The organism is Vibrio sp. 1978, from assembly GCF_033344345.1.
Window position 1 is genome coordinate 43,795 of sequence record NZ_JAWPOP010000007.1, and the last position, 22,425, is coordinate 66,219.

The 22,425-nt window shown below is 45.2% G+C and carries 19 protein-coding genes and 1 pseudogene; 13 read left to right on the top strand and 7 right to left on the bottom strand.

Annotation, left to right across the window (positions count from 1 at the left end):
* Positions 1-241 precede the first annotated feature (241 nt).
* The 5 genes from R8N49_RS09085 (at position 242) to R8N49_RS09105 (ending at position 4,709) form a co-directional block, all read left to right on the top strand.
* Positions 242-1,390, top strand: coding sequence for an S-(hydroxymethyl)glutathione dehydrogenase/class III alcohol dehydrogenase (locus R8N49_RS09085; protein WP_017821027.1), 1,149 nt, complete (start codon positions 242-244; stop codon positions 1,388-1,390).
* Positions 1,391-1,452: 62 nt separating this feature from the next.
* Entirely contained in the window at positions 1,453-2,292 is an 840-nt protein-coding gene (gene fghA, locus R8N49_RS09090) for an S-formylglutathione hydrolase (protein WP_005374382.1), read from the top strand.
* A gap of 444 nt (positions 2,293-2,736) precedes the next feature.
* On the top strand, positions 2,737-3,192 hold the full coding sequence (locus R8N49_RS09095) for a hypothetical protein (RefSeq protein WP_005374384.1): 456 nt from the start codon (positions 2,737-2,739) through the stop codon (positions 3,190-3,192).
* A 5-nt stretch (positions 3,193-3,197) separates the two neighbouring features.
* Positions 3,198-4,295, top strand: a complete 1,098-nt coding sequence (locus R8N49_RS09100) for a GGDEF domain-containing protein (protein WP_005383270.1) — start codon at positions 3,198-3,200, stop codon at positions 4,293-4,295.
* A 24-nt stretch (positions 4,296-4,319) separates the two neighbouring features.
* Entirely contained in the window at positions 4,320-4,709 is a 390-nt protein-coding gene (locus tag R8N49_RS09105; RefSeq protein WP_005374387.1) for a hypothetical protein, read from the top strand.
* A 93-nt stretch (positions 4,710-4,802) separates the two neighbouring features.
* On the opposite strand, the gene R8N49_RS09110 is transcribed toward R8N49_RS09105, so the two are convergent.
* Together R8N49_RS09110 and R8N49_RS09115 are read right to left on the bottom strand one after the other, a co-directional pair.
* A complete protein-coding gene (locus R8N49_RS09110; protein WP_258474540.1) occupies positions 4,803-5,606 on the bottom strand; it encodes an HAD family hydrolase in 804 nt (267 codons plus the stop codon).
* Between the two features lie 94 nt (positions 5,607-5,700).
* Positions 5,701-6,588 carry a LysR family transcriptional regulator gene (locus tag R8N49_RS09115; RefSeq protein WP_005383264.1) on the bottom strand — a complete coding sequence of 296 codons (888 nt, stop codon included), beginning with the start codon at positions 6,586-6,588 and terminating at the stop codon, positions 5,701-5,703.
* A 126-nt stretch (positions 6,589-6,714) separates the two neighbouring features.
* On the opposite strand from R8N49_RS09115, the pseudogene R8N49_RS09120 reads away from it, so the two are divergent.
* From R8N49_RS09120 to R8N49_RS09130, 3 genes and pseudogenes are all read left to right on the top strand, one after another.
* Positions 6,715-7,581 (top strand): annotated as a pseudogene (locus tag R8N49_RS09120) (MBL fold metallo-hydrolase).
* The gene (locus R8N49_RS09125) at positions 7,575-8,195 is read left to right on the top strand and encodes a DsbA family protein (protein ID WP_151515205.1); all 621 of its coding nucleotides are present in this window, start codon (positions 7,575-7,577) and stop codon (positions 8,193-8,195) included. Before R8N49_RS09120 ends, R8N49_RS09125 begins: the two are co-directional and overlap by 7 nt.
* Before the next feature lie 117 nt (positions 8,196-8,312).
* Positions 8,313-9,992 carry an RluA family pseudouridine synthase gene (locus tag R8N49_RS09130; protein ID WP_253657607.1) on the top strand — a complete coding sequence of 560 codons (1,680 nt, stop codon included), beginning with the start codon at positions 8,313-8,315 and terminating at the stop codon, positions 9,990-9,992.
* A gap of 94 nt (positions 9,993-10,086) precedes the next feature.
* Here R8N49_RS09130 and R8N49_RS09135 read toward each other — a convergent pair whose 3' ends face one another.
* On the bottom strand, positions 10,087-11,427 hold the full coding sequence (locus R8N49_RS09135) for an MATE family efflux transporter (protein ID WP_025768746.1): 1,341 nt from the start codon (positions 11,425-11,427) through the stop codon (positions 10,087-10,089).
* A gap of 507 nt (positions 11,428-11,934) precedes the next feature.
* On the opposite strand from R8N49_RS09135, the gene R8N49_RS09140 reads away from it, so the two are divergent.
* Entirely contained in the window at positions 11,935-13,083 is a 1,149-nt protein-coding gene (locus R8N49_RS09140) for a GGDEF domain-containing protein (protein WP_025768745.1), read from the top strand.
* A 3-nt stretch (positions 13,084-13,086) separates the two neighbouring features.
* Here the strand turns inward: R8N49_RS09140 and R8N49_RS09145 are convergent, their stop codons facing one another.
* Both R8N49_RS09145 and R8N49_RS09150 read right to left on the bottom strand, forming a co-directional pair.
* The gene (locus tag R8N49_RS09145) at positions 13,087-13,368 is read right to left on the bottom strand and encodes a hypothetical protein (RefSeq protein WP_258490005.1); all 282 of its coding nucleotides are present in this window, start codon (positions 13,366-13,368) and stop codon (positions 13,087-13,089) included.
* A 132-nt stretch (positions 13,369-13,500) separates the two neighbouring features.
* The gene (locus tag R8N49_RS09150) at positions 13,501-13,785 is read right to left on the bottom strand and encodes a pyrimidine/purine nucleoside phosphorylase (RefSeq protein WP_005383244.1); all 285 of its coding nucleotides are present in this window, start codon (positions 13,783-13,785) and stop codon (positions 13,501-13,503) included.
* A 328-nt stretch (positions 13,786-14,113) separates the two neighbouring features.
* Between R8N49_RS09150 and R8N49_RS09155 the strand changes: the two genes are divergently transcribed.
* Positions 14,114-14,617, top strand: coding sequence for a DUF2850 domain-containing protein (locus tag R8N49_RS09155; RefSeq protein ID WP_053304032.1), 504 nt, complete (start codon positions 14,114-14,116; stop codon positions 14,615-14,617).
* Positions 14,618-14,985: 368 nt separating this feature from the next.
* Positions 14,986-17,532, top strand: coding sequence for a glycosyl hydrolase family 18 protein (locus R8N49_RS09160; protein ID WP_258490006.1), 2,547 nt, complete (start codon positions 14,986-14,988; stop codon positions 17,530-17,532).
* Between the two features lie 170 nt (positions 17,533-17,702).
* On the opposite strand, the gene R8N49_RS09165 is transcribed toward R8N49_RS09160, so the two are convergent.
* Together R8N49_RS09165 and R8N49_RS09170 are read right to left on the bottom strand one after the other, a co-directional pair.
* A complete protein-coding gene (locus tag R8N49_RS09165; RefSeq protein WP_017633823.1) occupies positions 17,703-18,560 on the bottom strand; it encodes an alpha/beta hydrolase in 858 nt (285 codons plus the stop codon).
* Between the two features lie 128 nt (positions 18,561-18,688).
* The gene (locus R8N49_RS09170) at positions 18,689-19,279 is read right to left on the bottom strand and encodes a TetR/AcrR family transcriptional regulator (protein ID WP_005374416.1); all 591 of its coding nucleotides are present in this window, start codon (positions 19,277-19,279) and stop codon (positions 18,689-18,691) included.
* Between the two features lie 250 nt (positions 19,280-19,529).
* On the opposite strand from R8N49_RS09170, the gene R8N49_RS09175 reads away from it, so the two are divergent.
* Both R8N49_RS09175 and nhaD read left to right on the top strand, forming a co-directional pair.
* Positions 19,530-20,555: an acyltransferase gene (locus R8N49_RS09175; protein ID WP_158173319.1), complete on the top strand. Its 1,026-nt coding sequence runs from the start codon at positions 19,530-19,532 to the stop codon at positions 20,553-20,555.
* A gap of 420 nt (positions 20,556-20,975) precedes the next feature.
* Positions 20,976-22,406 carry a sodium:proton antiporter NhaD gene (nhaD, locus tag R8N49_RS09180; protein ID WP_005374422.1) on the top strand — a complete coding sequence of 477 codons (1,431 nt, stop codon included), beginning with the start codon at positions 20,976-20,978 and terminating at the stop codon, positions 22,404-22,406.
* Positions 22,407-22,425: the final 19 nt, after the last annotated feature.

Here is a 22,425-nt window from a genome sequence, read left to right on the forward strand (position 1 = left end):
TCTAACTTCAGGTCAATCACCTTTTCCATTTCCCTTCCGCTTTAAGGAGGCATAGCACTCTTTTTACACGCTCACCTTATCATTATTACGCATATGTAAAAATCATTTTCAATATGGACGGATTATCATTTTTACTGAAACACCTAAAATGAGCACCAACAAAACGACGCAGCGCGGTAAGCAAACCTTAACTACGCTTATTACGTCACTCCATATACTGAAAATATAAAGGAAACATCCAATGTCGCTTGAAATCAAACCTGGTCAAACTCACATAAAATCAAAAGCAATGGTCGCTTGGGCTGCAGGTGAGCCGCTTAAGATGGAAGAAGTTGATGTACAACTTCCAAAAGCCGGCGAAGTGCTAGTACGTATCGTAGCAACTGGTGTTTGCCACACTGACGCATTCACTCTATCAGGCGATGATCCTGAAGGTATCTTCCCTTCAATCCTTGGCCACGAAGGTGGTGGTATCGTTGAAATGGTTGGCGAAGGCGTAACAAGCGTTGAAGTTGGCGACCACGTTATCCCACTTTACACTGCTGAATGTGGTGAGTGTAAGTTCTGTAAATCTGGCAAAACGAACCTATGTCAGGCCGTTCGTGAAACGCAAGGTAAAGGCCTAATGCCAGATGGCACAAGCCGATTCTCTATCAACGGCGAAACTATCTTCCACTACATGGGTTGTTCTACTTTCTCTGAGTACACGGTTCTTCCAGAAATCTCACTAGCGAAAGTAAACAAAGAAGCACCACTTGAAGAAGTTTGTCTTCTAGGTTGTGGCGTAACCACTGGTATGGGTGCGGTATTAAACACAGCTAAAGTTGAAAAAGGCGACACAGTGGCAATCTTTGGTCTCGGCGGTATCGGTCTTTCTGCAATCATCGGTGCTCGCATGGCTGGTGCCAGCCGCATCATCGGTGTAGACATCAACGAAAGCAAATTCGACCTAGCGAAACAACTTGGTGCAACTGATTGCATCAACCCACAAAAATTCGACAAGCCAATTCAAGAAGTGATTGTTGAAATGACAGACGGTGGTGTTGACTACTCATTCGAATGTATCGGTAACGTAAACGTGATGCGTCAAGCACTTGAGTGTTGTCACAAAGGTTGGGGTGAGTCAGTCATCATTGGTGTTGCTGGTGCAGGTCAAGAGATCTCAACTCGTCCGTTCCAACTAGTAACTGGTCGCGTATGGCGTGGCAGCGCTTTCGGTGGCGTTAAAGGCCGCTCTGAGCTTCCAGAAATCGTGAACCGTTACATGGCTGGTGAGTTCGGCTTACAGGAGTTCATTACCCACACAATGGGATTAGCAGACGTCAACAAAGCGTTTGATCTGATGCATGAAGGTAAGAGCATCCGAACAGTTATCCATATGGATCAATAATGCTGCCTCAGGCTCTCCTTTTGGGGAGCCTGAATTCCTTCTGCTAATTAGAGAGTTTATTCATGACCATTGAAAATGTAAGCCAAGCCAAAGTGTTTGGCGGTTGGCACAAGCAATATACACACGAATCCAATGCCCTAAACTGCACCATGCGCTTCGCGATATTCTTGCCACCTAACGCAACGAAATCAAATCCCGTACCCGCGCTATACTGGCTCTCTGGTTTAACGTGTACCGATGAGAACTTTATGCAGAAAGCGGGCGCATTTCGTATGGCGGCCGAGCTTGGCATTGCGATCATTGCACCAGACACAAGTCCGAGAGGCGAAGGTATCGCTGACGACGAAAGCTATGACCTAGGAAAAGGAGCTGGCTTTTACCTTAATGCGACGCAAGCACCTTGGTCACTGCATTACTGTATGTACGACTATGTGACTGAGGAGTTGCCTGCGATCATCGAAAGTAACTTCCCAGTCTCTGACGTGAAGTCAATTTCCGGTCACAGTATGGGCGGCCACGGAGCGCTCACCATTGGTCTGAAAAATTCAGAACAGTACCGTTCTATTTCAGCGTTCAGTCCAATCAGTAACCCAATGCAATGCCCTTGGGGACAAAAAGCCTTTACTGCTTACTTAGGCAAGGAGCTTGAAAGCTGGAAGCAATACGATGCAAGTGAACTTCTAAAACAACAACAATCACCATTACCAATTTTGGTTGATCAAGGTGATGCTGATGGCTTCTTAAATGAGCAGCTTAGACCGGAAGCGCTGATTGCTGCGGCAAAAATACACGATTCAAACCTAACCTTGAGAATGCAACCAGGCTATGACCATAGCTATTACTTCATCTCAAGCTTTATTGAAGAGCACCTCAACTTCCATGCAAAATATTTGTTTGCATAGTTAATTTAAGTAAGCTCATGAAATAAAAAATAAAGTCACCAAAACTAGGTGACTTTATTTTCTTTACGTACTAACAAATACATATCTGAATATCGATGATTTAAATATGTAAAATAATGTAACTTAAGAACAAATTCGACATCCATTTCTCGCCTTATTAAATTCTCATTTCCGACACAGTATCTTTATTAAAAATGACACAAAGTTGCAATAAAAACCAATTAAATACCGCGAAATCATTACGAAACTCTACCATCATCCCAATACTCTGAGCTTTTAATTAAGAAGCAACTTAATAACCTTGACGTGACGTAAACCGACAGTTATTTTTGAAACATAACGTATTATAAAATCTCATCCGGTTGGCTCTATAATTATAAATAAATTACCGCTAGCACCTTTGTCCTAGCTAAGAAAAAAGAATAAAACTCAAAAGGGCATATGATGAAAAAGATAGTCGCGCTAGGTCTGTTTTTTGTTGCGCCATTCTTGTCTGCAAATACGATCGTATTTAGTAGTAGCCAGCAGCCTAGTGTCATACTGGAACTGGAAGAGATCCAAGCTTTACCTACCACTAGCTACACGATGACATTGCCTTGGCTTCCTGCTTCGTCAGAGTTTTTAGGCGTTAAACTCAGCACGCTTCTTACACACGTCTACGGAAAGGTACCAGAGCAGGTTGATATCAGCAGCTTAAACGACTATCACTCGACATTGTCCCGACAAGATATTCTTCGATATCAACCAATACTGGCTTATCAACAAGATCAGAATTACATAAAAGTCAGGAATAAAGGCCCTTTCTGGGTGATATATCCACTCAATCTCTATCCAGAGCTAAACTACAATAAATATCATGCGCAAATGGTATGGCAAGTAAATGAAATAAAAGAAAAATAATAAGAATGAAGTTATCAGAACCCTATTCTAAGAAACAAAGAATATTGCAATATTCTACCACCAGCAAAATGCTGCTGGTGGTGTTTGCCGTTTCTTTGCTTCTCGCGAATGTCGTGCTTTTACAGCAAACACGTTCACTCTCACAAAATTTTAATAACGAACAAAAACAAGCGACTTGGTTTTTATTCCAACTCTCCAAAGAACTATCAGAACTTGTCGGCGAGGCCAGACGGTTAGATGAAAACGTATTGAATATTGATGGTGCAGAGCTTCAATACGAGTTAGCGTGGAGTCGCTTTGACTTATTGACCAGTAGCACGAAAGCCAATAAGTTCTTTTCTCGGAACAACATGCACCTTTACTTCATTAATCTTTTTGAAGAATTCAAAGAGCTAGAAAAACAACTAGTAGAAGCTAGAACAGGTGATAGCCAAGCTGCTGCTGCATTTTATCGTTCAACTCAAACACTATATTTAGGCTTAATAGACTTCGTTAATCAAAACTTCCGCCTAAGCAGTAAAGCTTATGAAGCACAAAAAGGTCAAACCCAGCGCTTAATGCAAGCACAATATATGTTGTTTGCGACGTTCGTTTTGTCGATTATCTCTCTAACTTATTTCTTTTATCGTGAATCCCATTTTCATAGAAAATTGGCGCTCAGCGACCCTTTGACGAACCTAGGGAACCGCAATGCACTATTCATAACCCTAAACAAATTTACTCAAGAAAAAAGGCCCTTTTCTCTCTGGATTCTAGATTTAAATGGTTTTAAAGAAGTCAACGACACACACGGACACCAAGTTGGCGACACTGTACTGCGGGAAATCGCTAGGCGGCTTAATTCTATGGCACTCAATGATTTTACTGTTTATCGCATGGGAGGAGATGAGTTCGCGGTTATCCTTGAAGGTGAACATCTCAATGAAGAGAACGTACGTGAGCAGATAAATACCGTCTTTGATGCACAAATATTAAACTCCGATAAAGTCTCAACACTTTCAACAAGCATGGGCTTAGCGCAATACCCTAAAGACAGTGACAATGTTGACTTTCTTATCAGCATAGCGGATAAGCGCATGTACAAAATGAAATTTCAACGTTAAACGGTATATATGATGAGAAAGTTCATGCAAGTACTGCTTCTACTGGCAGTCATTGCGGCAGGTGTGTTGGCTTGGGTATTTATTCCATCGCACGAAACCATCGGGCAAAAAACGCTTGAGCAGGCACTCAACGACGACTACAGCCTCGTTGGACATCGAATCTACTCAACCGATCCGGATGCTGGCAACCGATTCGGCTACTTCGTATTGGCAACGGGCCAGAGCATTGAAGAGCAAGAGCCGTTTTTGGTCACTTCGGATCAGTTTATTCGCATGGAGAAAACGGGTGATAATACCTTGTCTGTGACCGTCAATGGCCGTATTTACCATTATCATAACGACTTGTGGGTGCCAAAATCAGACGGGAAATTGCAACACTTTTTAGTCAGTGCAACCGCCAAGTACGTACGCTAAAACGGGAACCTTACTCCCCCCAAAAAAACAAAGCCCCGCATACACTGCGGGGCTTTTTACGTGAAGAAGAAAATAACATCGAAAGAATGAGCGTTACTTCGCTAATACTTTCTCTTTAATCACTTTGAGTACCCCAGCCTCTTGGTTGCTTGGCGCAGAATAACGAGCAATTTTCTTAATCTCTTCGTGCGCGTTGGCAACCGCGTACGAATGCTCACTGACTTGCAGCATTTCAAGGTCGTTGAGGTAATCACCAAACGTCATGGTTTCTGCCGGAGTAAAATTCATCGTCTCTTGAAGGTGCTGAATGGCCGCGCCTTTAGAGGCCTCGGCATTCATCACATCCAGCCAGATTTTTGCACTCACCACGACTTTATGCGTTGCGCCAAACTTCGTATTCATGGTCGGGAACAAGAGCTCTTCCGAACCGCCAAAGTGACAAATTGCCACCTTAATGAACTCGTCTTCGACCTCAAGCAAATCCGGCACATATTCACAGCGGTGGTAGTACTTTTGAAATTCTTCCAGCGATAGCTGATCATGCGTTTCGATGTACGCCGAGCGCTTGCCACACAATACGATGTTCGCCCCGTCAATTTCACGAGCCGCTTTCACAATCTCCAACACTTCCGCTTTAGGAATGGTACAACTGTAGAGCTCTTTGTCTTGGTACATCACTAAGGTGCCGTTTTCAGCCACATACAACAGTCTGTCTTTGATTGGCGCGAACGTGTCTCGCAGACTGTAATACTGACGACCAGACGCAGCGGAGAACAAAATACCTTGCTCTTCCAGTTGCAAAAACAGATCGAAAAACTCCGGATCCAAACGACCGTATTGGTCAAGCAATGTGCCATCCATATCGGAAGCAATAAATTTGATGCGAACTTGTGACATTAACTAAAACTCTAAATGACGCTGCGAAAATATATTCATGTAAGGTACAGGATCTTGTATGAATCTCAAGTCGGGATGACTACGCCTTTCGCTATTACCAAGGATGCTGTTTAAAGTAATCTTCACTGTGATCGATGAAAGCTCTCACCGCAGGAGACAAGTGTTTACGTGATGAATACAGCGCGTAAATGTTGAGATCATTTGGCTTCCAATCTGGCAACACCGACTCAAGCTGACCCGATTTGAGATAGATATTGCTCAAGTAAGTTGGCAGCATCGAAATACCCATGCCTTGTAAAGCGCCATGCAATAACGCCGTGGCCTCATTGCTGGTTAGGCGACACTCAATTCCCACTGATTCGAACTGGTCGCCCTGAGACAAATGCCACACGTGACGCTCAAAGTTTTTGTATCCCAAACAGTCGTGTGAAGATAAATCTCGCGGATGCGCAATCGCGTGGTGAGTTTGCAAATATTGCGGTGATGCCACCAACACCGATTCGCACACCGCAATCGGCTTACCAATCAAAGAAGGATCGGGATCTGACGCAATTCGGATCGCCAGATCGATACGTTGTTCGGTTAGATCACTCACTGAATCTTGCAGATCTATGTCGATATGCACTTTGGGGTGCTTTTGCATAAAACTGTTTACTACGGGGATCAACTGTGAGAATCCAAATGAAGTACTAGACGCAAGACGGATTTTTCCGGATAGCTCACCATCAGCGGCAATGTTCGACGTTAATGTATCGGCCTGTTTTAACCAGCGCTCAATCTGAGGCAAGCTGCGCTCCCCTGCGGTGGTGAGCGACACCTTGCGCGTAGTGCGGTGCAACAAACGAGTTTGCAACCAGTTCTCCATCGCCTCTACGTAACGAGTCACCATTGGCCGAGACATGTCTAACCGTTCTGCGGTCGCGGTAAAACTGCCAGAATACACCACATCCACAAATACTTTTGCTGCCGTTACTCTGTCTATACATTTGCTCGAAATAAGAAATAGTGATGCACATTATTGTGTATTTTTCCGAGCGTATCAATTTCCTAATATAGCTCCCGTTCCCAAGCCATGGTCGCTTGGCCCCAAATTCTTTAGGAGCTTATTATGAAAAAATTCACTTTGATTGCTGCATCCATTTTAATGGCAAGCCCTGTTCTAGCGGCAAACCACTCTCCCCTTACTCTTGAGGTTTACAACGCCGACGGTAACAGCTTCCACGTAAACTCAACCTTGGTATACGGTGAGACTGACGCCATGGTTATCGACACTGGATTCACCAAAGCTGACGCGATGCGCATTGCCGCTAAAGTTCTGGACTGAGGCAAAACACTTAAAACCATTTTTATCAGTCAAGCGGACCCAGATTACTACTTTGGCGCAGAGGCCTTACACCAACAGTTCCCTGATGCGCAGATCATCACAACGCCTGCGGTTCAAAAAATTATTAAAGAGAAATTGGCTGGAAAGCTGGCGTACTGGGGACCAAAGCTTGGCGCAAACGCACCGGTAAAACCAGTGATCCCTGTCGCGTACGATAAAGCATCATTAGAGCTAGAAGGTCATAAGATTGAAATCCGTGGTAACCATGGCACATCAGCACACCGCCCTTACCTATGGATTCCAGATAACAAAGCGATTCTGGGTAACGTAGCCGTGTACTCAAACGTACATTTGTGGATGGCAGATGCCGCAGACCAAACCGCCATCAATGCTTGGGAGCAGCAACTTAGCGAGATGCTTGCGCTTAAACCTCAAGTGGTCATTCCTGGTCACATGAAAGCAGGCACAAAGCTGAACGCAGACACCATTCGCTACTCGCAACAATACTTGCAGGATTTTCAGCAAACGAAAAAACACAGCAATAACAGCGCTCAACTCATTGACACCATGTCAGCGAAATACCCAGAAGCTCAATTGCCAATCGCGCTAGAAATCGGTGCAAAAGTGCATACTGGTGAAATGTCATGGTAACCGTGCATTACTTCTTCGATCCCATGTGTGGTTGGTGCTACGGGGCATCACCACTCATCGAAGCCTTGATGGACACCTCTCAATTTAAGGTAGAGCTTCATCCCGGCGGTATGATTGAGAAACGCGCGATTGAGCCTGAATTTCGTCAGCACATCATCAACAGTGACGCTCGTATCGCAACCGAAACCGGAGCGACGTTCGGTGAAGCATATCTGCAACGCGTGAAAAGCGAAGATGCGTTTGTTCTTGATTCTTATCTACCCACACAAGCGATCTTGAGTGCGGAGAAAATGGGCCTGAATCCATGGCACATGCTAAAGGCCATCCAATCTGCGCATTATCAGCTCGGGTTAAAAGTGAATGAAGCATCGACGCTCAAAGCCATTGCAGAATCGCTAGGTTTAACAAGTGATGCGTGGGAGCAAAACATGGCGTTAAGCGAAGCCGAACTAGATGAGAGAATTCGCTCTAGCCGACAATTGATGCGACAGTTACACGTTGGTGGTTATCCAACCCTGATTGCAGAAGTAAATGGCGAGTACTTGACCTTGCCGCACTCGACCTACTACGACAAACCGGCACAGTGGAAGCTTGCATTACGAAAACTGCAATAAAATCTTCCCCACTCGCTCTTGTCCTTAATCCAAGAGCGATTGCCAACACCGACATGGCAATCCTGACTCAAACAGGTACAATCCTCGCTCGAATTTTTACTCGCGCGGATACCCACCATGCACTCGCCTGAACATTGTTTTACTCGTTTTACTGCTGACACTTCTGATTATGAATTACCAACGCAGTTTACGTTTCCGTTCTACTACACGCCGCATCCTCTTTGCGTTATAGCCGCAAAGCAATTGCAACAGCATTTATTAGCGCAAACCGACTTCGAACACGATTTTGGTTTGGTTAATGAAGAAACGGGGCGAGGCAAAATGTTTGGCGTATTGCTGGTAAAAAGCCCTCAAGGCGAGCTCGGCTTTTTAAGTGCGTTTTCTGGCAAAATTGCTGACCAAAACTTGATTCCAGGATTTGTCCCTCCTGTGTACGACATGCTGACCGATGAAGGCTTCTTCCGCGCAGAAACGGATGCCATCAACGCCGCCAATGCGGAGTACAAAACCTGTGCCGCGAATCCGGAATTGGCAGATCTTAAAGCGCAAATACAAGCCGACCGAGCCGCTTATCAACAAGAAGAGCAAACACAGCGCCAAGTGATGATTGACGGCCGCGCCGCTCGCAAACGACAGCGTCAACAGGGCGAGCAAACACTCAATGCCGATGATCTCAAAATCTTGTTGGATGAGTTGGGTAAGCAAAGTGTCGCCGAGAAAAACGTTCTCAAATACTTAAAGCAAGCGTGGGATGAAAAGCTTGCAATCAAAGAAGCGCGCTTGGCCGAGTTAGAGCAGCAACTTGCTCATCTGAAAGAGCAGCGCAAAACACTCTCCAACGCTTTACAGCACAAACTGCATAAACAGTACCGCTTTCTAAACAGCCATGGCGAAACACGCGACTTGGTGGACATTTTTGCGGACACCACAAACCCAGTACCACCAGCAGGTGCAGGGGAATGTGCTGCGCCAAAACTGCTCCAATACGCGTTTAAATACGGATTCAAACCGCTGGCGTTGGCAGAATTTTGGTGGGGTGTGTCGCCAAAGTCTGAGGTTCGCCAACACAAAAAATTCTACCCATCGTGCAACAGCAAATGTCAGCCGATTTTAGGCCATATGATGCAAGGGCTGGATGTCGAACCTAACCCATTGGCGGAGAATTGGGCAGAAGACAAAGAGCTAGAGATAATCTACCAAGACGACGCTATGGTCGTCGTCAACAAGCCCTCGGGCTTACTTTCAGTGCCAGGTAAAACTATCAAGGACTCTGCTTATACACGCCTACAAGCGATGTACCCTGATGTGGAAGGGCCGTTTGTGATTCATCGCCTCGACATGGCGACCTCTGGCATTTTGGTGTTTGCCTTAACCAAGCGCGCGAACAAAAGTCTGCAAAAACAGTTTATGGCTCGCGACGTACAAAAACGTTATATGGCACTGCTCGAAGGCGTATTGACCGCGCCAGAAGGGGAAATCTCACTGCCAATGCGTGGTGACCCCGACGACCGCCCACGTCAACTGGTGTGTTTTGAACACGGGAAACATGCAGAAACCTACTGGCAACTGATTGAAGTCAAAGGTGGACGCAGCAAGGTATACATGTATCCGAAAACCGGGCGAACTCACCAACTACGTGTACACAGTGCCCATCACATGGGGTTAAACATGCCGATGGTTGGTGATGGTTTATACGGCGAAAAAGCGAATCGCTTACACCTGCATGCTGAGATGCTAGAGCTGGATCATCCATACAGCAAAGAGCGCATGGTGTTCAAAGCTGAGTGCGAATTCTAACGTCTTCCCGAGTTTAAATAACAAAAAGGCACTGACTATCAGTGCCTTTTTTTTCTAACACCAGAATAAGCGTGATGCGCGATACCGAAAACCGTTAGCTCACCTTAAACTTGGTCCACACCTGAGAGCGCCAACGTCTTGCCATGATGATACCACGTACCCATTCATCGAGTGCGATTGCCATCCAAGCCCCTAAAACGCCATAACCCAAGTGGATGCCAAAGATGTAAGAGAAAAGCACGCCTAGTCCCCACATACTCAAAATCCCCATTTGCACTGGGAACTTGATGTCACCCGCGCCTTTGAGCCCCGCGATAAAAATCAGGTTAAACACACGTCCGGCCTCGAGCAAAATTGAGCCCATGACTAACGAACCTGCCAATGCGAGTATCTCTGGTTGATCGGTAAATACGCGCAGAATCTCTTCTCTAAACAGGTAAATCAGTGTGGTTGCCGCCGTTGATGCCACAAATCCCACTAAGAAGTAGATTTGTACGCGTTTTAAAATGCTGCTCACCCAACCTTTACCGATGTAGTAACCAGTCTGAATTTGCGCTGCCTGACCAATTGCCAACGCGAAAGCAAACGAGAAACGGGCAATGTTTTGTGCATAAGTGAAAGCCGCCAACGATGCCGTCCCCATTTGCACCACAAAATACACAATGCAGATTTGCGCCACGTTGTAAGACAGCACTTCACCCGCGTTCATGCCGCCGATTTTTAAGATCTTTTTGTAAATCTCTGCGGGCACTTGTTTCATGGTCGACATCGGTAGTTCAATGCTGCTGCGAGCGAGAATAAACCATAACATTAACGTACCGATGACTTGGCTGACGACGGTTGCTATTGCTACACCTTGCACACCATACACAGGTAAACCGAATGGCTGGTAAAGCGCAATATAGTTACCAATGATGTTGAACACACCCGAGATCAAATTCACCACCATTGGGGAACGTGAATAACCATGACTACGCAGAATAGTTGTAAAAACAACGCCAATCGTAACGTTAAACGTCATCGCACCGCTTATCAGCAGATATTCATGAGCGTACTGCTCAACTTGCGCTTCCAAGCCGTAATACGGGAGTAGGTATATCGCACCAAGTACGGCAATCACACTCAATAGCACACCGACGAGCACAGACAGCGCAATACTCGCAACACCAACGCTCACTGACTCTTGCTCGCGTCCAGCGCCATTGTATTGGGCAATCAAAATCCCCGTACCGCTACTGACAAACGTCGAAACGATGATTAAAAAGAAGGTAATCTGCGTGATCACACCAACAGCGGATACGGCTTTGTCTGAGTAGCCACTCAGCATGAACACGTCACTGGTTCCTAAAGCCGTCCGTAGCAAAATTTCGACAAGAATTGGCCAAGCTAATGCCACGATGGACATTCGTTGGTTGATGTTTTGGCTTTTAGGCATGCTTGTAACCTTTCCTACAACTAAAAACTGCCTCACAATATTTGTGAAGCAGTTTAAAAATAGTGACTCGAACGAAGCTCGATATGAGGTTGTGATTTAGCGCGGATTCTAGTCGCATATTGGTCATAACGACAACAATATTTCGCCCTGTTTCGGAAAAATATTTCTAATGCATTTTCGAAACGACATATGCCTTGACGATACGTAGAGCAGAGATTGGTGAACAATACTCTCAATCAACGAGCACCGAACAGAATCAGGATAATCAATAGAAATGCGTCTAACTAGATACATTACTTTGAGTTATCAGTCCAACCATATAGAGCCATGAAGAACCGTCATGAAAACCTGCATGCGCCACCATTCCTCTTTGAACACTCGCACCAAATCACACTGATGGCTTTGCACTAAAAATGACTGATATCACATTTGGAAACTTTGTTGTTCTATTTATCGCGAAAATACCGCCTAGAATAAGCGTACACGTTAATTAAGCAAGGATACGTAATGTCGACATTGGCTGGGGCGCGCTTAGAAGAAATGGCGGACATCCGCTCAACAAGAAAAAAGAAAATTGTCTTTTTATGCTCCAGTATCGCCGCTGCCTGTTTAACTTATGGTTCCATTGCTCAATCACTTGAGAATAACTGGGGTTTAAGCTTTTTCCATGCTTTATGTGCCCTGGCATGCTTAGCAATCAGTTATGTAATAAAAGTCCAGCGGCACCATCAATACGCCGACTTATGGCTAAGTGCTGTCTTAATGTTCGAAGGGTTATTGTTACTTCTGTATAACGACGCTCCGTCAGGCAAAATGTTATGGCTATATCCTATTGTCGCCACTCTGGTATTAATTAATGAGTTTAAGGTCGGTCTGCTGTTCAGTGGCACCTACATTTTACTGATCTTTTTTGGGGTCGCTTTTTTAGATCGACTGCCAACAGCCACAGAAATCATAGAGCGGAGATTGATGCTGACCCTGATAGCGACCGCGTTTGTGTGTCACACGTTCTCGTATTACTACACGAAAGTCCTCAATTACATTCAAACACTGTATCGTGAGGGGATTGAGGAGTTAGCATATTTTGACCAGCTCACTGGGCTTGCCAATCGCTGGAGCTTTGAGACTTGGGCGCGCGCAAAGCTCGATGAAATCAAGCACTCATCTGATGACAGCATCACCGCATTGGTCTTTCTCGATATCGATAACTTCAAGCACATCAACGACACCTACGGGCACGATATTGGTGACCAAGTACTTCAAGCCTTCGCCACTCGATTAAAAAATAACATTCGCAACAAAGACAGAAAAACAGATAAACACGACTACTCCATCGCTCGATTTGCGGGCGACGAGTTTGTAATCATGCTTTACGATGTAAAAAGTAAAGATGACCTCGACAGCATCCTAAAACGGATCGTGAATCTGTTTCCGACAGGTTACCGAAGCTACGATATGATTAACGAGTTAACAATGAGTGTAGGTGCTGCTATCTATAAGCAAGATGCAAAGGATTTGTCTGAATTGACTCGATGTGCAGATAAAGCAATGTACGCAGCTAAACATACTGGTAAAAACCAGTACGCCTTTTATGAGCACTGCAATACGGAAGAACAGTCAACATCTGATGCGCCAGCGGTACCAGAAGCTTGCTAATGACTAAGCGAACACATGCATCACCCAAAGCCCCACAACGAGGAATACGATTAACCACACTACTTGCAACGTTCTGTTCGGCTTGTCTTGCTGACGAGTGGGGTGATCTTTAAACGCACGGCCCTTCATTTTGCCCATTAAGCTCTTTCCTAGAGCACGTCGATAAAATTCACGTCTCTTATGAGCGGCATTGGCAACTTCGGTAAAGCGCAGTCTTTGCTCATTGGTGAGATCTTTGTCCTCGTAACGAGGAGGGAGATCAGAATGCTTGCGTTGTACTGCCATCACTTCCTCCCTGGTCGATGGGTACATTTTTATTAAGTATATACCCAAATAACCAAAAAGATGCGTTATAAGTGAAGCACATAGACGAAAAAACCACCCGAAGGTGGTTTTATGACGAGCAACAAATGAACGCTAGAAGTACTCACATAAATACGCAGTCGCTTCTTTCACTTGAAGCTCAAATGAAGAATTACCTTCCACTTCAAAAAACTCACCACTTTGATAAGTCGTCCAATCGCTCTCGCCAACACGCTTGACCACAAGCGCACCTTTTACAACCGTCATACGCTCTGGTGCTTGAGTACCAAACGTGTACTCACCAGGAAGCATCACACCAACGCTAACATCCTGATCTTTCTGGTTAAAGCCTAGTGATTTTACACTACCAGCAAAATAGCTATTTTCCTTAATATTCATTATTGGTTTCCTTATCAAAAGTCCGCTCTTTTTTACCTTGTTTCTTTCCGTTACTCAAGCTTTGAAAGCCATTAAACTCAACGTAATAACGCACATCCTTTGCTACTGAGCGAGAACCTCTTTTCGCGAGGATTAATCAGGCGACCTAAACCGAGCAAGAAAACCTGCGAAGTAATGAATGTGAGCAAACAACAAAACCATCAATAAGATGTGTATCTGAATGTAAAAGTGGACATTAGATCATAGTTTCGTCGTCTCAATGGCGGGATTGTTTGTTTTTAAAAAGGAAGGTTTCCACCATGTTAGAAAAGTGGAGAAAATTAGATCTATGACGGACTCGACTCGCCGAAGGCGAAAAGCACGACAAGAACCAAAACTTTCATTTTTGGCTCGCCACCAATCCAAAATCCTCAAGAGTACATTTGTCTGCTTCGGGATGGGTCTGTTGACGTTTTTTGGCTATCAAATCCACCTCTCCTATCAAGACCACATTGATCCGGAAAAGGTGTACGGCGAATGGATTGAGATTGGCGCGCCACCCTACCAAACAGAACGTCTCGTTTTCACTGAAGATGGGGTATACCGAAACCATCGACTTATTACGACGGAATTTGAATTCGATGGCAAGGTCATCACGTTGAATACCGGATTAGGAAAGACATCGTATCAGATCTCGGGCTCTCATCTTTCACCTCAAATACGCCGTATTGAGCCTCTTATTCCAGATCAGCGATTCATTCGTAAAGGATTTGAGCATACCGTTCAGGGCTCTGAAACCGGTGCAGCCTCTAAACGTCGCGCCGCGTTGAGTGAACACTTCAGCCGTGACTAATACGTCTTCACGGCTATTTTTCCTTTCAATTCTCTTTCTATATCAATGAAACAAAACCTTAATAAACAACAAAATAAGGCCTTCATCGCATTTAACTAACTCGTTACTGAGTAAACAATAATTTTAGTTTCTGCTGAGATTTTATAAATTATTGACTCAGTCTGACACTTTCTGTGTAACAGAGTGCGAGTTTTAGTTAAGTTCTCTCAAGTGCCTCGAAAACCGTCTTAATTTTTTTGACGAAAAAAAACTCTCTGAAATGCTGAGTGTGATGCTTTTGCACGTGGAGTAAATCCAATCATCTTATCTGGTGCAAGAGCAGCCTATGTTCTAGGTAGAACATGAATCCAAGGATTGAGAGAGAAGTTATGATTCGATTTAACCTATGTGCAGCTGGAGTTGCTTTAGCGCTATCAGGCGCTGCAGTTGCGGCTCCAACCGCACCAAGTATCGATATGTACGGTTCCAACAACCTTCAGTTTTCTAAAATTGAACTCGCGATGGAAACCACGTCAGGCTACTACGACATGGTGAAATACCATGAGCAAGCGAAGATTACTGTTAAATTTAACCAGTGGAGTGGCACACCTGGTGACACTTACAACGTCTATTTTGATGGTGTAAAAGTAGCAAGCGGCCCTATCACTGGTAGCCAAACGACAGCTTCGTTTGAATACGGCCAAGGTGGCTTATACCAAATGGAAATCGAAGCATGTGATGCGACAGGTTGTGCGAAAAGCGCACCAGCTGAAATCACAATTGCAGATACCGATGGTTCTCACCTGAAGCCACTAACGATGAATGTTGATCCAAACAACAAAACCTACAATACCGATCCAAGCGTCGTGATGGGTACGTATTTTGTTGAATGGGGCATCTATGGCCGTGACTACACAGTCGATAATATGCCGGTCGACAACTTGACTCACATCCTTTACGGTTTTATCCCAATTTGTGGCCCAAATGAGTCTGTGAAGTCTGTTGGCGGCAACAGTTTCAATGCGCTACAAACTGCTTGTACAGGTGTGCCTGATTATGAAGTCGTTATCCATGACCCTTGGGCTGCTTATCAGAAGAGCTTCCCACAAGCTGGTCATGAATACAGCACGCCTATCAAGGGTAACTACGCAATGCTAATGGCATTGAAACAACGTAACCCTGATCTAAAAATCATCCCATCGATCGGTGGTTGGACACTGTCTGACCCATTCTTCGATTTCGTGGACAAGAAAAACCGAGACACATTCGTCGCATCAGTTAAGAAGTTCCTGAAAACTTGGAAATTCTACGACGGTGTTGATATCGACTGGGAATTCCCTGGCGGCGGCGGTGCAGCAGCCGATAAGGGCGACCCTGTAAACGATGGCCCAGCATACATCGCACTGATGCGTGAACTGCGCGTAATGCTTGATGAATTAGAAGCTGAGACAGGCCGTACTTACGAGCTAACGTCCGCTATCGGTGTCGGTTACGACAAGATTGAAGACGTAGACTACGCAGATGCGGTGCAGTACATGGATTACATCTTCGCAATGACTTACGACTTCTACGGCGGTTGGAACAACGTTCCTGGTCACCAGACTGCGCTTTACTGTGGTTCATTCATGCGTCCTGGTCAGTGTGACGGTAGTGGCGTTGATGAAAGCGGCGAACCGTACAAAGGTCCTGCTTACACAGCAGATAACGGCATCCAACTTCTTCTTGCTCAAGGCGTTCCTGCGAACAAGCTAGTACTTGGTACAGCAATGTACGGTCGTGGCTGGGAAGGCGTAACTCCAGATACGCTAACCGATCCAAACGACCCAATGACAGGTACTGCTTCAGGTAAACTGAAGGGCAGCACAGCACAAGGTGTTTGGGAAGATGGCGTAATTGACTACAAAGGCATTAAGTCATTCATGTTAGGTGCAAACAACACTGGCATTAACGGCTTCGAGTACGGCTACGATGCACAAGCAGAAGCACCATGGGTATGGAACCGTACTACGGGCGAGTTGATCACATTTGATGACCACCGTTCAGTGCTAGCAAAAGGTAGCTACGCGAAGTCTCTTGGTCTTGCTGGTCTATTCTCTTGGGAAATTGACGCGGATAACGGTGACATTCTAAACGCGATGCACGAAGGTATGGCTGGTGGTGTGATACCTCAACCAAACCGTAAACCAACCGCAGCCGCTGGCGCAGATCAATCGGTAACAGGTCCTGCAAATGTGGTTCTAGATGGCAGCCTGTCAAACGACTCTGACGGCACCATCGCAAGCTACGCTTGGGAACAAGTATCTGGCACCGCAGTGGTACTAACAGGTGCAAACTCAGCGAAAGCAAGCTTTGATGCAGCAGAAGTTACTGTTGAAGAGCAATTAACTTTCAAGCTGACGGTGTCTGATAACGAAGGTGCAACGGCATCTGACCTCGTTGTAGTAACAGTGAAACCAGCAGGTGTTGTTGACCCAGTGAACAACGCACCAGTAGCGCAAGTTGTTGCTCCAGCAACAGCAAACGCTGGTGACGTTGTGGTTGTAGATGCATCTGCGTCTAGCGATGCAGACAACGATACCCTGACATTCAACTGGACTCTACCTCAAGGTCTGAATGCAACGGTTGAAGGCTCTAAAGTCACGTTCACTGCTGCGGAATACCCGCAAGACACAAGCTTAAGCTTCACTGTAAGTGTGAGCGACGGTAAAGCGTCTTCATCGGCAAGCGCGACAGTGGTTGTTGCACAGCACACAACCGATCCGAACCCTGGTACTTGTGACAACGCATGGGATGCGAGCGCAGTGTACACAGGTGGTAACCAAGTGACTCACGCAGGTAAAACGTGGGAAGCGAAATGGTGGACTCAGGGTGACGATCCTAGCCAATCTGGCGAATGGGGCGTTTGGAAAGAAGTTGGCGTAGCTAACTGTAACTAATTTCAGCCTTGCAGACTTTCTGCTAAATAAACAAAGGACAGCTTCGGCTGTCCTTTTTTTGGATTTAACCTCTTAACGAGGAGAGCAACACCAGAGACGAAAAAATCTGAGGTGTTACTTTCAAATCGAATTAGCGCAAAACGGAGCGAGTCAATCAGTAAAAGTAAGGGTTACCAAGCACTATCGAGCAAACGGTCAAAACTACTGAAGACTTGCTCACACTTCATCACTCGACCATGCCCCTGACCTTGTGTTGTCACTAACTCAACATTTTTAATCTCTTCAGCCGCTTTTGCCGAGACACTGTATTTGGTGAACTTGTCTTGCTCATCATGAATAATAATGGTGTGAGACGGACGCTCAGACAAACGCTTCATCGGATCAATGGACTGTAACGGATAACCAAATTGGTCTTCAACTTCTGAAACCACAGCGTTAAAAAGCTTCATCGAGTAACCGGAACGTGCAATGCTACCGAATAAGTTCTCTACGTAATTTAATACCGGAGCAATAAGCAGCAAAGGCTTGTTTTCTAACTTACTGTGCCTACACTCAAGAGCAGAAGCGGTGCCCATGCTGTGCCCAACTAGGCCAACAATATCCTCGACCGTATCCAACACATCTTCTAATCCTCTGACAAACCCCGGAATGTGCCCATACTGCCCCTCACTCTCACCATGTGCCGGATGATCGTACGCCAAAGCAGTAAACCCTTTCGACGCAATATGTTCCATCAGTGGATAAAACTGACTTGCCGTTCCAGACCAACCATGAGTTAGCACCCAAATAGGTCCAGATCCCAAAGTATAGGTTTTGATGATGCCTGCATGCCCTTTAATTTCACCTTTGATAAGCCCTTGAGGTTCAATATTTTTAGGTTGCGTACGAGCAGGTGTCAGAAGAAGCTTGCGCGCGGTCTTCTTTGCATGTGACGGGGCCAGTGTATGGTGTAACCGAGTACTAATGTTCACCAAACTGCGCTTAATACTGAAACGTTGCGATGTATTAAAGTAAATTTTTTCACTCATAATCATGTCCTTAACTATCAGCTTTGCACAAAATAGAACGGTCGTGCTTTTTACGCTAATAAGAAAGAGCGAACTCAGCCGCTCTTTGTGATTTTATGTCTACGAATCTGGGAAGCGAATAACCGATATTAGCCTTTCCAGCGAGAAAATAAGTTGTCGATCCCTTGCCAAAACAGACGCAAGCTTTCTTGCTCACCTTTAATTGAGTAAAAAACATGCGCACTCAAATAGAGACCGTACAAATCAAACGTTGCTTGGCGTGTATCTAAGTCTGCTGCAAATTCTTGCTTCTCTTTGCCTTTCGCTATTTGGATCTCCAAATAACTCAGCCAAGTGTCTATGGATTTACGCAGTCCGGCCTGAAGCGGGCAATCTTTATCTGCCGTATCATTCCAAGCGTCAAGAAACATACAACTTCCTTGGAATGCGTGATTCCAAGTCATCCAAGAGTCGAGCAACCCTCGAATTTTACGCTCGATATTGCCATCCCCGAGTTCTCGAGCAGGCTCAATAACCCGATCAGCGAACACTTTATTGGCGTGATCAAGCACCGATAGCTGTAAATTCAACTTCGAATTAAAGTGGGCAAACAGACCACTTTTCGACATACCGCATTGCTTGGCTAACTCTCCAATCGTAAGACTTTCTAATCCGTCTTCGCTGGCGATCTCAAAAGCCCGCTGCAGAATAAACTCTTTTGTCACTTTTCCTTTTTGCATAGTCTTATTTTTAGCACGATCGTTCTTTTTTGCAATCTCGAGTTAACTGGTCTAACCATTATTCAGTGCTATTTTCGACTCACGAATCAGGTATTGATTGCGTTAATAGGTTAATAATTAAGAAGTTTGAAGTAAGTCTTAATTTTCAAAACAGCTTCAATGTAAGCGCAAGTCTGTTGACTTTTTCACGTATTACTTCAGTAACAACCTGCTATTTTCACCTAAGTTTTTTATTTAGGTAAACAATGTAATGGCAAAGAAACAAAAAATAGCCAGCTTAGAGTTTGCACGTATCATTGCGATGCTTGCGATTGTGGGTTTGCATTGTCAGATGGCACTGACGTACTGGCAGTGGAATGGGATACCATGGGTTGGCTATATGCTCAACCAACTGGCTCGTTTTGCTGTTCCGCTGTTCTTTCTCATCTCGGGTTATCTAATCCAGCCGAAGTTGAGTCATTCACCTATCGATACTCTTAAGAACTACGCCAAACCGTTAATGAAGGTTTGGCTCATTTGGAGCATGATCAGTTTACTGATGCCATTCCAATGGCAGACGGTCGCTGAGGCTGGGTATCTCGCCGAAAGGCAAGGTTATTGGGGGTACCTAATGTCAACCCCGATCAATTCACTCATCGAAGGCGGACTCGTTCATCTGTGGTTTATTCCGGCTCTGGTCATTGCCGTAGCGTTAATTGCCTTTCTCGTGCATATCAATATGGCGCAACTGATACTGCCAACCGCAGTATTGCTATACATATACGGTGCCTTTGCTGGCAGTTACGCGACCATTACCGACCTGCCAGCGCCTTTCTTTACTCGTAACGGGCCTTTTTTCAGCACGTTGCTAGTTGCTCTAGGTTATTTCGCACGAGAAGTGCAGTGGCGGTGGTCGCGAAACAATACGGTTCGATGCATTATTCTTGGCATGGCACTGCATTTTGGTGAAGCTTACTGGCTGATGCAACATGACATCGCTTTCAACTCGCACGACTTCCTATTCGGTACCGTTATCTGGGCTGTAGGTGTCTTTATGTGGCTTTTGGCTCACCCTCATTTTGGCGACATGCCTTGGGTCTTCAAACTATCTCCTTGCGTGTTAGGAATATATGTTAGCCATCTGCTTATCATAATTGTCATGATGAATGTCGCTGAATTTATCGGGCTGCAACACCTCGCGAAAGATGTGTTTATTTATCCTGCAACGATTGTTGCAACCATACTGCTTGTGAAAGCAATTGACGCTTCACCGTTGAAAAAATGGCTCCTACGCTAAATGCATTCAGCTCTAGATATAGCTAGCTTTAACTCAAAAGGGTTAGAGCTAGCCAGTTAAAAATGAGATTTCTCTCTCACTGACCAATTTTTGACTTTCTAATCCTTCAGAATTTGCTTTCACTCACAAAAAACATTGTTCATTTCCTTTAAATTGGCTCGACTATTACAACATTGCTCATTAAACGGAGGCTGTATGTGGGCAGGTCAAGGACTCGTTCCTTTTTTAGAGATTAGTCACTGGTTAACTTACGGTTTATATGCCGCTGCGGTTTTATTCGGCGCAGCAAGCATTGCGTCACTCAGAAAATAGTGGCGCACACTATCATTTCCTAACTCCTACTGTTAATTCGAGCTCTCTCACAACTAACTCATTCATTTGTGGCTAATATTTCTCCAACCAGACAAAGGAGAAATGTCTATGCCAATCTATCCAATTGTGGCTTTCTGCTGTTTGTTGTTCTCTAGCGCCACCTTTGCTGCATCAACCAATGAACTGAACCTTGTTAATTCTGGTGTCGGTTACGCGGCTCTGATTATCTTTTCGATCGCTTACATACTGGTTATGTTGGAAGAGTATCTGAAAATGAGAAAATCCAAGCCAGTGCTGCTCGCTGCAGGATTAATTTGGATTCTGATTGGCTACACCTTTGCTCAACACAATCAGCCTGAAATCGCCAAATCCGCACTAGAACACAACTTGTTGGAATATGCCGAGTTGCTGCTGTTTTTGCTCGTGGCGATGACTTACATCAACGCAATGGAAGAACGCAAACTCTTCGATGCCTTACAGGCGTGGATGGTTGGTAAAGGTTTTGGATTCAAAAAGTTGTTCTGGCTGACGGGGTTTCTCGCTTTTGTCATTTCACCGATTGCCGATAACTTAACTACGGCCCTTTTGATGTGCGCTGTAGTGATGAAAGTCTCTGGTGATAATCCTAAGTTCGTCAATCTTGCTTGTATCAACATTGTTATCGCAGCCAACGCTGGCGGTGCATTCAGCCCATTTGGTGATATTACAACCCTGATGGTGTGGCAGGCCGGTCATGTCAGCTTTGCTGAGTTCATTCCGTTGTTTGTACCGTCATTGGTGAACTACTTGGTTCCCGCATTTTTGATGTCACTTTTTGTTCCAAACACAAAACCGAATACGATTCACCAACACGTTGAGCTAAAACGCGGGGCAAGGCGTATTGTCGCGTTGTTCATTTTGACGATTGCCACCGCAGTCTCTTTCCATGCTGTGCTGCACTTCCCACCCGTTATGGGCATGATGATGGGCTTGGCGTACTTACAGTTTTTCGGATATTTTTTGCGCCAAACTCTCAAACACTCACTCGCAAAAAAAGCAGCTATGGCAATTGCCAATGGCGATGATCAGGCATTGAAGCGCTTAGGCTCAGTGGTTCCGTTTGATGTGTTTCATCGTGTGTCTCGAGCCGAATGGGACACCTTGTTGTTCTTCTACGGTGTTGTAATGTGTGTTGGCGGTTTAAGTTTACTTGGCTACCTCGAACTGGTTTCAAACGTCATGTACACGCAATGGAACCCAGTCTGGGCAAACGTAATGGTTGGTGTCCTATCTGCAATCGTCGATAACATTCCGGTTATGTTTGCTGTACTGACCATGGAACCAAGCATGTCGATGGGCAACTGGCTACTGGTCACATTAACCGCAGGTGTCGGTGGCAGTTTGCTTTCCATTGGCTCCGCGGCAGGCGTCGCTTTAATGGGAGCCGCGCGTGGACAATACACCTTCTTTGGCCACCTAAAGTGGGCTCCCGTCATCGCCTTGGGTTATGCCGCCAGTATTGCGGTACACTTGTGGATGAATAGCGGTTTATTTACTTAAAAGCACCGACAATCAGGTG